At 72.4% G+C, this 12,186-nt stretch carries 13 protein-coding genes; 4 read left to right on the forward strand and 9 right to left on the reverse strand.

All coding sequences use genetic code 11. The features are described 5' to 3' along the window. Positions 1–127 precede the first annotated feature (127 nt). Both KF708C_RS07795 and KF708C_RS07800 read right to left on the reverse strand, forming a co-directional pair. Entirely contained in the window at positions 128–790 is a 663-nt protein-coding gene (locus tag KF708C_RS07795) for a response regulator (protein ID WP_059411393.1), read from the reverse strand. Between the two features lie 5 nt (positions 791–795). Then, positions 796–2,811 carry a type IV pili methyl-accepting chemotaxis transducer N-terminal domain-containing protein gene (locus tag KF708C_RS07800; protein ID WP_370552797.1) on the reverse strand — a complete coding sequence of 672 codons (2,016 nt, stop codon included), beginning with the start codon at positions 2,809–2,811 and terminating at the stop codon, positions 796–798. A 293-nt stretch (positions 2,812–3,104) separates the two neighbouring features. Here KF708C_RS07800 and KF708C_RS07805 point away from each other — a divergent pair, with 293 nt between their 5' ends. After that, on the forward strand, positions 3,105–3,839 hold the full coding sequence (locus KF708C_RS07805) for a Crp/Fnr family transcriptional regulator (RefSeq protein WP_020206265.1): 735 nt from the start codon (positions 3,105–3,107) through the stop codon (positions 3,837–3,839). Positions 3,840–3,881: 42 nt separating this feature from the next. On the opposite strand, the gene fabI is transcribed toward KF708C_RS07805, so the two are convergent. Further along, positions 3,882–4,664 carry an enoyl-ACP reductase FabI gene (fabI, locus tag KF708C_RS07810; protein WP_059411394.1) on the reverse strand — a complete coding sequence of 261 codons (783 nt, stop codon included), beginning with the start codon at positions 4,662–4,664 and terminating at the stop codon, positions 3,882–3,884. A gap of 67 nt (positions 4,665–4,731) precedes the next feature. After that, positions 4,732–5,931 (reverse strand): NAD(P)H-dependent flavin oxidoreductase, encoded by a 1,200-nt coding sequence (locus tag KF708C_RS07815; protein WP_020206263.1) that lies wholly within the window; start codon positions 5,929–5,931, stop codon positions 4,732–4,734. Between the two features lie 332 nt (positions 5,932–6,263). Here KF708C_RS07815 and ubiU point away from each other — a divergent pair, with 332 nt between their 5' ends. The 3 genes from ubiU (at position 6,264) to ubiT (ending at position 8,748) form a co-directional block, all read left to right on the forward strand. After that, positions 6,264–7,301: a ubiquinone anaerobic biosynthesis protein UbiU gene (ubiU, locus tag KF708C_RS07820; RefSeq protein WP_020206262.1), complete on the forward strand. Its 1,038-nt coding sequence runs from the start codon at positions 6,264–6,266 to the stop codon at positions 7,299–7,301. A gap of 74 nt (positions 7,302–7,375) precedes the next feature. Next, on the forward strand, positions 7,376–8,296 hold the full coding sequence (locus KF708C_RS07825; protein ID WP_155888359.1) for a U32 family peptidase: 921 nt from the start codon (positions 7,376–7,378) through the stop codon (positions 8,294–8,296). After that, positions 8,293–8,748 (forward strand): ubiquinone anaerobic biosynthesis accessory factor UbiT, encoded by a 456-nt coding sequence (gene ubiT, locus KF708C_RS07830; RefSeq protein ID WP_059411395.1) that lies wholly within the window; start codon positions 8,293–8,295, stop codon positions 8,746–8,748. The genes KF708C_RS07825 and ubiT overlap by 4 nt, the downstream gene beginning before the upstream one ends. A 52-nt stretch (positions 8,749–8,800) precedes the next feature. Here the strand turns inward: ubiT and KF708C_RS07835 are convergent, their stop codons facing one another. From KF708C_RS07835 to narJ, 5 genes are all read right to left on the reverse strand, one after another. Beyond that, complete coding sequence (locus tag KF708C_RS07835) at positions 8,801–9,232, reverse strand: putative zinc-binding protein (protein WP_059411396.1); 432 nt, start codon at positions 9,230–9,232, stop codon at positions 8,801–8,803. A gap of 41 nt (positions 9,233–9,273) precedes the next feature. Next, the gene (gene mobB, locus KF708C_RS07840) at positions 9,274–9,840 is read right to left on the reverse strand and encodes a molybdopterin-guanine dinucleotide biosynthesis protein B (RefSeq protein WP_059411397.1); all 567 of its coding nucleotides are present in this window, start codon (positions 9,838–9,840) and stop codon (positions 9,274–9,276) included. Positions 9,841–10,021: 181 nt separating this feature from the next. Next, entirely contained in the window at positions 10,022–10,765 is a 744-nt protein-coding gene (locus tag KF708C_RS07845; RefSeq protein WP_059411398.1) for a peptidylprolyl isomerase, read from the reverse strand. A gap of 48 nt (positions 10,766–10,813) precedes the next feature. Beyond that, entirely contained in the window at positions 10,814–11,497 is a 684-nt protein-coding gene (gene narI, locus KF708C_RS07850) for a respiratory nitrate reductase subunit gamma (protein WP_020206256.1), read from the reverse strand. Between the two features lie 10 nt (positions 11,498–11,507). Next, on the reverse strand, positions 11,508–12,176 hold the full coding sequence (gene narJ, locus KF708C_RS07855) for a nitrate reductase molybdenum cofactor assembly chaperone (RefSeq protein ID WP_020206255.1): 669 nt from the start codon (positions 12,174–12,176) through the stop codon (positions 11,508–11,510). Positions 12,177–12,186 lie beyond the last annotated feature (10 nt).

Consider the following 12,186-nt stretch of genomic DNA (forward strand, 5'->3'; position numbering starts at 1 on the left):
CCTGCCGCGGGTGTCGGCAACCAGTCCCGAGGGCGCGGCGAGCACGTCCGGGATGACGGGCATCATCGAGCGGTAGCGATGGTCGCGCAGGTCGAAGATGGGGATGACGGTTTCGGTCATGGCCGGGTCAGCCGGGCGTGGTCAGCCCGCGCTCGACCGCGTAGACCGCGATCTGGACGCGGCTGGTCAGGTTGAGCTTCTTGAGGATGTTCTGCACGTGGATCTTGACCGTGCTTTCCGCCACGCCCAGCTCGCGCGCGATCTCCTTGTTGCTTTCGCCGCGCGCCAGGCCGCGCACGATCTCGTGCTCGCGCGAGGTCAGGCGGGCCTTGTCGCCGGCGCTGGCCGCCGCCGCGGGCTGCGGGGCGGGCGCGCGGAACTGCGCGACCAGCTTTTCCGTCATGCCGGGCGAGATCACCGCCTCGCCGGCCGCGGCGCGGCGGATGGCGCTGGTCAGGGTCTCCGCCTCGATGTTCTTGAGCAGGTAGCCCTGCGCGCCGCTGCGCAGCGCCGCGGCCAGCTCCTCGGCTTCCTCGGACACGGTGAGCATGACCACGGCGCAGCCGGGCAGGTCCTCCACCAGGAATTTCAGGGTTTCGAGCCCGGACAGGCCCGGCATGTTCAGGTCCAGCAGGATCACGTCGGGCCGGTGCTGCTTGGCCCGCTTGACGCCTTCCACGCCGTCGGCCGCTTCGTCGACGATCTCGAAATCGGTCTGGCGCGCGAGCAGCGCGCGCACGCCCGAGCGGAACAGGGTGTGGTCGTCTATCAGGAGGATGCGGATGGTCATGGTATTCACTCAAGAGGTTGGGCCGGGCCCTGGCGCGGCAGCACGAGCTCCACGCGCGTGCCGGTGCCCGGCGCGGCCACGATGCGCAGGCTGGCGGCCAGCCGCGCGGCGCGCTCGCGCATGATGTGCAGGCCCACGTGGGCCTGGTCGTCGCCGGCCGGCGTCATGGGGTCGAAGCCCTCGCCGTCGTCTTCCACCACCATGCTGAACGCGCGGCCGTTGCGCACGATCACGCTGGCGTGGGCGGCGCGCGCGTGCTTGCGGATATTGGAAAGGGCCTCCTGCAGGATGAACAGCACCTGCAACTGCTGCTCCGGCTGCAGGGGCGGCCCGCCCTGGGCGTCGTTGAACACCAGCGCCAGCTCGGTGCTGCTCTGGCGCCGGAAGCGCGCCACCGTGTCTTCCACCGCCTGCCGCAGCTCGCCGTGCCCGAGCTTGCTGCGGAAATTGAGCAGGAGCTCGCGCACGTCCTGGTAGCTTTCCTCGACGCCGCAGCGCAGCAGCGGCACCAGCGCGCGGGTCTCGTCCACGTCGCCGCGCGCGACCGCGTCCTGCAGCAGCTGCACCTGCAGGTTCAGGTAGTTCAGGCCCTGGGCGATGCTGTCGTGCAGGCCCTGCGCGACGAGGTTGCGCTCCTCCACCACGGCGAGCTGGCGCGCGGTCTCCGACAGGTGCAGGTGGTCGAGCGCCACGCCGATGTGCTGCCCGAACGTCTCCAGCAGGCGCACGTCGGAGGCGGGCAGCTGCAGCGGATGGCGGAAGTGGAGGGAGAACGTGCCGAGCACCGCGCGCTGGGTCTCGATGCGGAACACGGCCAGCCCCGGCAGGCCCTCGCCGGCGCAGCGAAAGCGCGTGCCGGGCGTGAACTGGCGGGCGGACAGCGCCGCGCCCTTGCCGAGGTCCTCGATCAGCACCACCGACTCGCTCGCGGCCTCGCCGCAGAAGCACGCATCCGCCTGCATGCAGTGCTCGGCCTCCTCGAGCTCCGCGGAGAGGCCGGCCGACACCAGTAGGTGGAGCTGGTTGTGCTCGGCGTCGATCATGCGCACGCTGCCGCCGTCGGCGTCGAACTGCTTCATCACGCGCTGCAGGAAACCGCGGCAGAGCGCCTCGGCGCCGTTCGGCATGTTGAGGAAGGCGGCCATGTCGTAGAGCGCGGTGAGGTCGCGGTTGTGCCGCGCCAGCTCCGCGGTCTTCTGCGACACGCGCGCCTCCAGGTCCTGGTACAGCCCCTGCAGTTCGGCGGCCATCCGGTTGAAGCCGCCGGCCAGCATGCCGAACTCGTCGCGCGTCTCCACCGGCAGGCGCAGCGAGAACTCGCGCGCGGCCATGCGCTGCAGGCCGTCCTGCAGGCGCAGCACCGGCAGGATGATCCAGATGTAGAGCAGGTAGATGACGGCCACCGTGCCCATGCACGCCATCGCCGCCAGCCCGGCCTGCGACAGCCGCAGCAGGGTGGTCTTGGTGGTGTTTTCCTGCTCGATCATGTTGACCAGCAGGTTGATCTGGTCGACGAAGGAGGACAGCGCGGGCAGGTAGGCGCTGGCCTGTCCCGGCGCGGCGCCGAGGTCGGCGAGGGCGTCGGGCTTGATGCGGCGGTTCCAGTCGAGCGTGACCCGCTCGAGCTGCGCGTGGATGGCCGGCGCGCTGGGCAGGAACAGCGGGCGCGCCGGGTCGCCGTGGTGCAGGCGCGCCAGGGTGTCGTCCATGCCGCCGATCTCGGCGTCGAGGCGATGGTTTTCGCCGGCGCGCGCCCTGGCCAGCTCGATGGCGACGCGGTTGGCGCGCATGCGCAGGCTGCCGGCGTCGTTGATGGCGGCACCCGCGCCTTCGAGCTGCCAGGACAGCCACAGCGTGCCGGAAATCATGGTCAGCACGATCAGCAGCGCGCCCAGCGAGAGCGAGACGATGCGCGTCGACAGGCGGTGGCGCAGGCCCGGCATGGCGGGCTCGCCGGACGGCGCGGGGATGGGCGGCTCCACGGCGGGAGCGAAGGAATCGGGGGGCGTGCGGTCTACCATGTGGCGGCCCCGGGCGGGTGGTTTGCGATATGGAATAGGGATGGGCGCAGTCGGGGCTAGTCGCATTTTGACGGCTGGAACGGGTGGCGATTTGCGCCAGATCAAGAACGCATGCGTGCGCGGTGATGGCTGTCCGACTTTGTGAAAATATCACACAGTGACATAAATTTTTCGTGCCCGGAGTGTGCCAGAATTCGGCCAGGAAGGCACGGGAGTGCGGTCCGCGTCCCATGCGAAGAGCGGCCGCCCGGCCGGCATCTGGCATCGCGCAAAGGCAATCCGGAGAGGAAACCATGCTGAATCAGTTCACCAGCCCGCTGCACTGGCACGGGCTCGGCGCTGCCGCCGGCGCAGACCACGCGCCCGAGGCCGCCCGCCTCGCGCGGCTGCCGCTGTTCCGCGGCCTCGAGCCGGCCCTGCTGGACGAGCTCGCGCTGGCCGCGCGCTCGTGCCGCCTGCCCAAGGGCGGCGTGCTGTTCGGGCGCGGCGAGCCGTGCAAGGGCCTGCATATCGTGGCGGAGGGCATGGTCAAGCTCGCCTTGCCGGTGATGCCCGGGCGCGAGAAGGCCATCGAGGTGTTCGGCCCCGGCGCGGTGTTCGGCGAGGCGGTGATGTTCCTCGACGCGCCCTATCTGGTGGAATGCCGGGCGCTGGCGCGCAGCGCCGTGATCCGCATCGACACCGCCGCCATGCAGCGCGCGATCGCGCGCGCGCCGGAGCTGTCGGCGCGCCTGCTCAGGAACCTGTCGGCGCGGCTGGTCACGCTGATGCGGGACATCGAGGGAGTGAGCCTGCGCTGCGCGCTGCAGCGGGTCGCGGAGTTCCTGCTGCAGCAGGCGGGCGAGAGCGGGCGGACCTGGCTGGCGTGCACGCAGCGCGTGATCGCGTCCAAGCTGGGGCTGTCGCCGGAGACGCTGTCGCGCGCGATGCGCACGCTGGCCGGCGAGCGGCTGCTGCGGCTCGAGCGCGGCAAGATCCACCTGCTGGACGTGGACGGGCTGCGCCTGCGTTCCCGCGCGGCGGGGTGACGCCTGCCGGTGGGGCGGCGCCGTTGGGCGCTCTGTGCGGCGCTATTCGCCCGGCGGGCAGGCCATTGCCTTGAAGCCCGCGTCGACGTAGGTCACCTGCCCGGTCATGCCGCTGGCGAGGTCCGACAGCAGGAAGGCCGCCACGTTGCCGACTTCGCCGATGTCCACGTTGCGGCGCAGGGCGGCGGTCCGCTCCACATATTCCAGGATCAGCCCGAAGTCCTTGATGCCGGCCGCGGCCAGCGTGCGGATCGGCCCCGCGGAGATGGCGTTGACGCGCGTGCCGCGCGCGCCGAGCGCGGCGGCGAGATAGCGCACGCTGGCTTCCAGCGACGCCTTTGCCGGCCCCATCACGTTGTAGTGCGGCATCGCGCGCTGCGCGCCGATGTACGACAGGGTCAGCAGCGAGGCCCGCGGCGACAGCAGCGGCAGCGCGGCCTTGGCCAGCGCGGGAAAGCTGTACGCGGAGATGTCGTGCGCGATGCGGAAGCTCTCGCGCGAGAGGCCGTCGAGGAAGCCGCCCGAGATCGCCTCGCGCGGGGCGAAGCCGATGGCGTGCACCAGGCCGTCCAGCGTGCCCCAGCGCGCGGCCAGCGCCGCCAGCATGCCGTCGATCGCGGCGTCGCTGGCGACGTCGCATTCGAACACCAGCTCGCTGCCGAACTCGCCGGCGATGTCCTGGATGCGCTGCCGGAATCGGTCGCCGGCGTAGGAAAAGGCCAGCTCGGCGCCTTCGCGCCGGCAGGCCGCGGCAATGCCGTAGGCGATCGAGCGGGGCGACAGCACGCCGGTGACGAGGATGCGCTTGTTGTCGAGGAATCCCATGATGCTCCTGGTGCGCGGGGCCGGCATGCGGTGCGCCGGCACCCGGATGGATGAACTGGCCGGGCCGCTACAGGGCCTGGCCGGCCGGCGCCGCCGGCATGGCGGGCGCGGCGGGCGCGGTAAAGCCGGCGGGCATTTCGCCGGTGAGCAGGTAGCGCATCAGCTCGCGCACCGGGCGGATGGCGTCGCCGAACGGCAGCGCGCCCCTGCCGCGGAAGAACAGGCCGCGCTCCACGTCGCCGCGCATGGCCTGGGCCAGCTTGAGGTCGATGCAGAACTGGCCGATGCGGCCGATGCCGTCGCGCAGGCCGCACGCCTGCAGGCAATCGAAGCCCTCCAGGCAGTCGCGCACCTTGGCGCGGGTGCGCAGCGCGGTTTCGCGCGACAGGTAGCGCTTGAGCCACGGCGTCAGCACGGCGCGCGCCGGCAGGCCCGCCACGCTGGTGAATTCGCACAACTGATCGGGGCGGGCGCCGGCCAGCACCGCCTTGAAGTCCGGGTGCGCGTCGCCTTCCTCGGTGACGGCGAAGGCTGTGCCCAGCTGCACCGCGGCGGCGCCCTCGCCGAGCCAGTGGCGTACCTTGGCGTGGCTGTTGATCCCGCCCGCGAGGATCAGCGGCACGCTGCCCCAGGCCAGGCCCAGCGTGGCGAACAGCTCGCGGCAGTCGGCCAGCACGCGCGCGAAGGAAAAGCGCGGCTCGCCGAGATCCTCGATGCGCGCGGCGCCCAGGTGGCCGCCGGCGTGGGCCGGATGCTCGACGACGATGGCGTCCGGCAGCCGGTTCTTCTTCATCCACTTACGCAGCACCAGGCCGATGCCGCGCGCGTCCGACAGGATGGGGATCAGCGCGATGTCCGGGCGGCTGGCCGCGAGTTCGGGCAGGTCGAGCGGCAGGCCCGCGCCCATCACGATGGCGTCGGCGCCGCTCTCGCAGGCCTGCCGGACCAGCGCGGCATGCGAGCCGACCGCCTTCATGACGTTGACCGCGATCGCGCCGCGCCCGCCCGCGAGCCGCCGCGCGCCCTGGATCTCGCGGTCGAGCGCGACCAGGTTGGCGGCCTCGATGCGGGACTTGTCGCGCGACCGGGCGGTGTCGGCCAGCAGGTCGGGATGATGGTGGCGCAGGTCGATGCTGGCGATGGTGCCCATGCCGTTCTGGCTCGCCACGGCACCGGCCAGCCGGTGCGCGGAGACGCCGATGCCCATGCCGCCCTGTACCACCGGGACCAGCCTGCGGCCCGCCAGCTTCAGCCAATGCTCTTGCATATCGCCCTCGGTAAGACTTCCCGCCCGCCGGCGGCGGTGCCGCGCGGCGCGGGAAGACACCAAGGGTTGCATGGACGCGCCGCCGGGTTTTTGCGCTGGATCAATTGGCGGGCCGCGCGCTACCAATGGCCTATGCCGCCTGGCGGATGGCCGTCAAGCCCGCGCGCGCGCCGCGGCACAGGCTCTTGCTCCCGGACAATTGGCCGGGCGCCGCATTTGGCTAGGATCATGGCTCACAGGCGCGCGCGGGGCCCTGACGACCATCGCGGGCCATCGCGGGCCTTCGCGGACCATCGCGCCCGCGCGCGCCGCGAACCTCATCGAGCAGATCCATGACACCAGACACACCAGGTACCTCAGGCCCGGGCCGCCGCCCGCAACTGGTCGCGCCCGCCGGCTCGCTGGCGGCGCTGCGCGCGGCCCTGCAGCACGGCGCCGACGCCGTCTACCTCGGCCTGCGCGACGCCACCAACGCGCGCAACTTCGGCGGGCTGAACTTCACCGAGGCCGACATCCGGGCCGGCGTGGCGGAGGCCCATGCGCGCGGCGCGGAAGTCCTGTTCGCCATCAACACCTTTGCCCAGATGGGCGCGGTGGCCAACTGGCACCGCGCCATCGACGCCGCCGCCGAACTCGGCGCGGACGCCGTCATCATGGCCGATCCCGGCCTCATGGGTTATGCCCGCGAGCGCCATCCGCAGCTGCGCCTGCACCTGTCGGTGCAGGGCTCGGCCACGCACGCCGACGCCATCGAGCTGATGCGCCGGCGCTTCGGCATCCACCGCGTGGTGCTGCCGCGCGTGCTGTCGCTGGCGCAGATCGGCAAGCTCGCGCGGCAGACCGACGCGGAGCTGGAGGTGTTCGGCTTCGGCAGCCTGTGCGTGATGGCCGAGGGCCGCTGCCTGCTGTCGTCCTACGCGACCGGCGACTCGCCCAACAACAAGGGGGTGTGCTCGCCCGCGCATGCGGTGCGCTGGGAGGAGCGCGAGGGCACCATGCACGCGCGGCTGTCGGGCATCCTGATCGACAGCTACGCGCCGGGCGAGCCCGCCGGCTACCCGACCCTGTGCAAGGGGCGCTTCGAGGTGGAGGGCGAGCGCGGCTACGTGCTGGAGGAGCCGACCAGCCTCAACGCGCTGTCGCTGCTGCCGGCGCTGATCGGCATGGGCATCGCCGCGATCAAGATCGAAGGCCGCCAGCGCAGCCCGCGCTACGTCGGCGACGTGGTCGGCGTGCTGCGCGCCGCCATCGACGCCGCCTGCGCCGATCCGGCGCGCTTCGCCGCGCGCCAGGAATGGCAGGGCGTGCTCGGCCGCCACGCCGAGGGCGACCAGGTGACGCAGGGCGCCTACGACCGGCCGTGGCGCTGATGCCGGCCGGGTTTCCCGCTCCGCGCCTCTTCTGTTTTTTTTCTGAACCTCTTTCTTCCGGAACCGGACTACCCATGAATCCATCGATGATCGAGCCCGCGGCGCCCAGCTTCGGCATCGCGCTCGGCCCGCTGCTGTACTACTGGCCGCGCTCCAAGGTCATGCAGTTCTATGCCGACGTCGCCGACACGGCGGTCGGGCGCGTCTACCTGGGCGAGACCGTCTGCACGCGCCGCCACGAGCTGCGCCACGCCCACTGGCTGGAGATCGCGCGGATGCTGCGCGACGCTGGCAAGGAGGTGGTGCTGTCGACGCCCGTGCTGGTCGAGTCCGACAGCGACATCGCCTGCATGCAGCGCGTCTGCGAGCAGGACGAATACCTGGTCGAGGCCAACGACCTGGGCGCGGTCAACCGCATGCAGGGGCGGCCCTTCGTCGGCGGCCCGCATCTGAACGCCTACCACGCGGACACGCTGGCGTGGCTGGGCGGGCTCGGCGCCGTGGCCTGCGTGCCGCCGCTGGAAATGGACCGCACCGCGCTGGCCGCGCTGGCGGCCGCGCGCCCGGCCGGCATGGGGCTGGAAGTGCTGGTGTGGGGGCGCATGCCGCTGGCGTTCTCGGCGCGCTGCTTCACCGCGCGCCATCACCGCCTGCGCAAGGACAACTGCGAGTTCCGCTGCCTGGACTACCCGGACGGGCTGGTGGCCTCGACCGGCGAGGGCCAGCCGTTCTTCACGCTCAACGGGGTGCAGATCCAGTCCGCCAGCTGCCTCGACCTGTGCGCCGAGGTGCCGGCGATGGCGGCGATGGGCATCGACTTCGTGCGCGTCAGCCCGCATGCCAGCGCCACGCTGGACGTGGTGGCGGCGCTGGCGGCGCTGCGCGCGGGCGAGGCTGCCGTGGCCGGCACCGGCCACTGGCCGGCGGGCGCCGCGCCCAGCAATGGCTACTGGGACGGCAAGGCCGGCATTACCTGGCAGGAGGCGCGCGCATGATCGCCCCGAAAGCCCTCCTGGCGCGCCTGCACCGCGCGCTGCCGGCGCCGGCGCAGTCCCTGCCCGCGGTGGCGGCGCTCGAACTCGCGCGGCGGCGCGGCTGGCTGCGGCCGCCGGCCGCGCTCGACGGCCACGGCTTCCTGCTGGCGGTGGATGATCTCGGCCTGCAGATACGGTTCCGCTGCGTGGACGGCCGCTTTGCCGCGGGCCCGTTCGACGGCAGCGCGCCGGCGCTGACCTTGCGCGCCAACGCCGCGGACTACCTGCGCCTGCTGGGCGGGGAGGCCGATACCGACACGCTGTTCTTCCAGCGGCGCCTGTCCATCGGCGGCGATACCGCGCTCGGGCTGGAGGTCAAGTATTGGCTCGACACGGTGGACCGGCCGGAATGGCTGGCCGGGCTGGCCCGACAGCTGGCGCCGGGCGCGGTGGCGTCGCAGCCGGGCCGCTGACGCGGGCCTTGCCGCGCGCCCCGCTGCGGGCGCGCGCGGCAGCCGGCGGTCGCTAGGCCGGGCGCTGCTCGCGCATCGCGCCGGCCTCGGCCGGCGGCGCGTCCGCGGGCGCCGCGAGCGACGACAACGCCGACGTCACCGCCTGCCACGCCGCGTCCGCTTCCGTTTCGGTGCATTCGCCGTGCTGGCGCTTGGTGGCGCCCAGGCGGTTGAGCACGAGGTGCCGGTCCGGCGCGACGCCGGCGCCGGCCAGGCAGGCTTTCACGCAGGCCAGCGGGCAGCCGTCCAGGGCCAGGATCGGGCGGCCCGAGCGCGCCACCCGGACCAGCGCGGCGACGCCGCCGCCGACCCCGCTGATGCAGGACATCTCGGCCTGCCCGCCGCGGTCGAGCCGGATGGCAAAGGTGTTGGCGAGCTGCGCCACGCTGGAGCAGCCCGAGCAGGCGTAGACGAGGGGCAGCGTGGCGGTGTCGGCGTTGGGCATGGGAAACCTCCGGACGGGATGGGCGGGACGGCGGACGGCGATCAGGACGCGGCCGCCGGCGGACCGTGCCGCGCGCCGTTCGCGGGCGAGGCATCGCGCGGCACCGCGGCGTCCAGGCCGCACAGCCCGAGGATGAAGCGCGCCACCTGGGCAGGCTGGCCGAGCGGCAGGCAGGGCAGGCCGGCGTCGAGCGGCGCGTCGCTGGCCACCGCGACGATGGACGGATCGCCGGGGTAGTACGGCGCGCGCCCGTGCGCGGGCCGGTAGACCTCCAGGCGCGGGATGTCCTCGCTGCGAAAGCCCTCCACCAGCGTCAGGTCGGCCGGCGCCAGCCGCGCCACCTGCTCGCGCAGGGTCGGCTCGGGCGCGCCGTCGAGCTCGCGCACGATGGCGAAGCGGAACGGCGAGGCCACCAGCACCTCGCCGGCGCCGGCCTGGCGAAAGCGCGCGCTGTCCTTGCCCGGCGGCTCCAGCTCGAGCGGATGGTGGCTGTGCTTGATGACGTTGACGGTCAGGCCGTGAAGGCGGAACCAGGCGAGCATGGCCGTGATCAGCGTGGTCTTGCCGCTGCCCGAGGTGCCTGCGATGCCGATGATGGCGGGTTGCATGACTGCGCTCCCATGCGTGGTGTCCGCGCGGACCGCCGCTGCCGCCCGCGCGCGTTGGTGATGGTCTGGACGTTGTTTCAAGATGAAGCGAAGCGGTCCTGGCTGGACGCGCGGCCGCGGACGGTACAACCAGTACTTGCCGTGCCGCGCAACGACGCCAGGATCCTTTTGAAACGACTTCTTACTGGACCAGCGGTGTCGCGGCGCCGCCGAGGTCGATGCCCTCGATATGCGCGCCGCCGATGAGCAGGCTGGCGTACTGCTTCCAGGCGCGGTCGCGCGCCGCCGCGGCGAGCGCGCGCGCGATCGGCTGCCGCACCGCGTCGAACGGCAGCTGCACGCCGTCGCAGCGCGCGATCACCCGCACCACGTGCAGGCCGTGGCGGGTCTCGACCAGCCGCGGCAGCACGCCGGGCTGGCGCGCGGCGAAGATGGCGCGCTCGAACTCGGGCACGGTCTCGCCGCGCGACACGCGGCCCAGGCCGCCGCCGGCGCCGCCGCTGGGGCAGTTGGAGCGCTCCCTGGCCAGCCCGGCGAACGCCGCCGGATCGGCCAGCGCCTGCGCCAGCGTGGCCGCGGCGGTCTCGCGCAGCGCGTCGAGCGGCACGCGCGGCGTGACCTGGAACAGGATGTGCGCGGCATCGACCCACTCGCCGTCGCGGAAGCGCTCGTGGTGGCTGTCGTAGTGGCGGCGGCAGCTGGCTTCGTCCGGCTCGGGCAGGCCGACCTCGCGCTCGAGCAGCGCCTGCGTCAGCGCCTCGTCGTCGCCGTGCAGCCCGAGCCGCTGCGCCTGCGCGCGCACCAGGTGGCGCAGCACCAGGGCGACCACCGCATGGCGGGCGGGCTCGCGCGTGCCGGCGTGCTGGGCCAGTTCGCGTTCGATGTCGGCGTCTTCCAGCTCGACGCCGTTGACCAGGATGGGCATGGTTTTCTCCTCTTGGGGCGGTGATCGGGGGGCGATGATCGGGGACGGTCAGCGGCTGCGCACCAGCTGCCAGGCGCGGCCCAGGTAGCCGACCGAGCCGAAGCCGCTCCACACGTGCACCAGCCGCGTGAACGGGAAGATGGCGAACAGCGAGATCCCCATGAACAGGTGGGCCTTGAACAGCAGCGGCGCGCCCGCGATGTAGCCGGCGGCGTCGCCGCGCAGGGTGACGATGTGCTGCGCCCAGGTCATCAGCAGCACCATCATGTGGCCGTCCATGTGGCGCGACGATTCGAAGATGGTGGACAGGCCCAGCAGCAGCGTCACGAGGATCCACAGCAGCAGCACCTTGTCGCCGGTGCGCGTGACCGCGGACACGCGCGCGTTGGTGAAGCGGCGGTGCAGCAGGATCAGCAGGCCGGACAGGCACATGGTGCCCATCACGCCGCCGGCGGCCATCGCCACGCCCTGCTTGAAGCCGTGCGAGACGCCCAGCGCGTCCCATACCGCCACCGGCGTGAGCAGGCCCACGAGGTGGCCGAAGAACAGCCCGATGATGCCGACGTGGAACAGGATGCTGCCGACGCGCAGGTTGCCCCGGTACAGCAGCTGCGAGCTGTCGCTCTTCCAGCCGTACTGTTCGCGCTCGAAGCGCGCCAGGCTGCCGAACAGGAACACGACCAGCGCGATGTAGGGGTAGATGCCGTAGAGGAACTGGTTGAGCAGGTTCATGGTCGTGGCCTCAGCGTGCGGTGGACAGCGGCGCGGTGCCGCGGGCGTAGAAATGCACGGGCTGGTCGCCCGCCGGGCGCGGCGCGAGCAGCGGCTCCACGCCGTCGGCGCCGGGGCCGAAGGTCTCCAGCGCTTCGTCCATGCTGCGCACCGGCGGCTCGGTGCGCGGCTGCGGCTGCACGTCGGTGAGCGTGCGCAGCACGGCGAACGCCGTGGCATACGGGCTTTCGTCGCGCGCCAGGCGCTCGCCGACCGCGGCGAGCACGTGGATGGCGTCGCCCAGCAACTGCTCGGCGTGGTCCTCCCTGCCGCCGGCGGCCAGCACGCCTAGGAACTCCACGAACAGCGGCACGTAGTCGGGCAGCTCCGCCGTCACCGGCTCGAAGCCCTCGCGGCGGTATTCGTCGAGCAGGTCGACCATTGCCTGGCCGCGGTCGCGGCTCTCGCCGTGCACGTGCTCGAACAGGTGCAGCGAGTGGGCCGGATTGCGGTCGAAGGTGGCGACGTAGTTCTCCTGCAGCTCGATCAGCGTGTTGGTCTTGAGCAGGTCGCACAGCGGCGCCAGCGTGGCTTGCGCCTGCGGCCATTCGGCCAGCGCGGCGTCGATCTCGGGCAGGGCGTCGAGCAGATCCTGCTCGGGGTAGCACAGCAGCGCGCTGAGGATGGGGTAGAGCGGCATGGGAAGGCTC

The sequence above is a fragment of the Cupriavidus basilensis genome, assembly GCF_000876015.1.
GTDB classification, from domain to species: Bacteria; Pseudomonadota; Gammaproteobacteria; order Burkholderiales; family Burkholderiaceae; genus Cupriavidus; species Cupriavidus basilensis_B.

What these genes read in the sequence shown, in the direction of transcription:
- KF708C_RS07795 (WP_059411393.1), bottom strand. Translation starts at nt 790, where the DNA reads ATGACCATCCGCATCCTCCTGATAGACGACCACACCCTGTTCCGCTCG.
- KF708C_RS07800 (WP_370552797.1), bottom strand. Translation starts at nt 2,811, where the DNA reads ATGGTAGACCGCACGCCCCCCGATTCCTTCGCTCCCGCCGTGGAGCCG.
- KF708C_RS07805 (WP_020206265.1), top strand. Translation starts at nt 3,105, where the DNA reads ATGCTGAATCAGTTCACCAGCCCGCTGCACTGGCACGGGCTCGGCGCT.
- fabI (WP_059411394.1), bottom strand. Translation starts at nt 4,664, where the DNA reads ATGGGATTCCTCGACAACAAGCGCATCCTCGTCACCGGCGTGCTGTCG.
- KF708C_RS07815 (WP_020206263.1), bottom strand. Translation starts at nt 5,931, where the DNA reads ATGCAAGAGCATTGGCTGAAGCTGGCGGGCCGCAGGCTGGTCCCGGTG.
- ubiU (WP_020206262.1), top strand. Translation starts at nt 6,264, where the DNA reads ATGACACCAGACACACCAGGTACCTCAGGCCCGGGCCGCCGCCCGCAA.
- KF708C_RS07825 (WP_155888359.1), top strand. Translation starts at nt 7,376, where the DNA reads ATGAATCCATCGATGATCGAGCCCGCGGCGCCCAGCTTCGGCATCGCG.
- ubiT (WP_059411395.1), top strand. Translation starts at nt 8,293, where the DNA reads ATGATCGCCCCGAAAGCCCTCCTGGCGCGCCTGCACCGCGCGCTGCCG.
- KF708C_RS07835 (WP_059411396.1), bottom strand. Translation starts at nt 9,232, where the DNA reads ATGCCCAACGCCGACACCGCCACGCTGCCCCTCGTCTACGCCTGCTCG.
- mobB (WP_059411397.1), bottom strand. Translation starts at nt 9,840, where the DNA reads ATGCAACCCGCCATCATCGGCATCGCAGGCACCTCGGGCAGCGGCAAG.
- KF708C_RS07845 (WP_059411398.1), bottom strand. Translation starts at nt 10,765, where the DNA reads ATGCCCATCCTGGTCAACGGCGTCGAGCTGGAAGACGCCGACATCGAA.
- narI (WP_020206256.1), bottom strand. Translation starts at nt 11,497, where the DNA reads ATGAACCTGCTCAACCAGTTCCTCTACGGCATCTACCCCTACATCGCG.
- narJ (WP_020206255.1), bottom strand. Translation starts at nt 12,176, where the DNA reads ATGCCGCTCTACCCCATCCTCAGCGCGCTGCTGTGCTACCCCGAGCAG.